At 76.8% G+C, this 693-nt stretch carries 1 pseudogene; it reads right to left on the bottom strand.

From position 1 onward, the window contains the following. Positions 1-693 (bottom strand): annotated as a pseudogene (locus A612_RS13465) (cobyrinic acid a,c-diamide synthase); the annotation flags it as partial.

The raw sequence follows: 693 nt of genomic DNA, 5'->3' as shown, positions 1-693 counted from the left end.
CTGCCGTGGCGGTACACCGCCTCGCCGCCGTCGAGCGCGTCGCTGGAGCCCGGCCGCAGGGCGTGGCCGATGGGCGGCGCGCTGCAGTCGAGACTTGTGTAGTGAAAGCTGTGGCCGCGCAGCGCCGGCCCTTCGCTGGCCGGCTGCTGCAGGCGCAGCTCGCGCGGGCCCAGGCCGCGCAGCCGCCGGTGCACGACGGCATGGCCGGGAAGCAGGCCCCACATCGGGAACCGAGTGCCGTCCGCCAGGGTGACGGACTGCGCCAACGCACCCAAGGCCCCGCCTTCGGCCCAGATCGGACGGCCGAGCGCGACGTGTTCCTGCAGTTGGGCGCGCAGCGCCGCCTGGGCCGCCAGCGCGGGCGCGTGGCGTTCCGGCTGTCCCCCCGGCAGCCACAGGGCGTCACAGGTCGGCAGCGCCTCGCCACGCAGCGGCGCAAAGCATTGCAGCTGCGCGCCCAGGGCGCGCAAGGTGTCGAGGTTGGCGGCGTGGACCAGGCTGAAGGCCTCGTCGCGCGCCACCGCCACGCGCCAGCCGCCGAGCAGCTGCGGCACCGGCGCGGGCGCTGCCGGGGCGGGAAAATCCACGGCCCAGCGTTGCCAGCCCGCCAACCCCAGCCGTCCGAGCGGCGTCCCGGCCAGCGCGTCGGCCGCAGCATCGAGGCGCGCCAGGGCGTCCGGCAGTTCGCGCGCC

Source organism: Melaminivora alkalimesophila (genome assembly GCF_000282995.1).
Lineage (GTDB): Bacteria > Pseudomonadota > Gammaproteobacteria > Burkholderiales > Burkholderiaceae_C > Melaminivora > Melaminivora alkalimesophila.
Note: the sequence above shows the minus strand (reverse complement) of the source record. Positions and strands in the feature narration are given on the sequence as shown.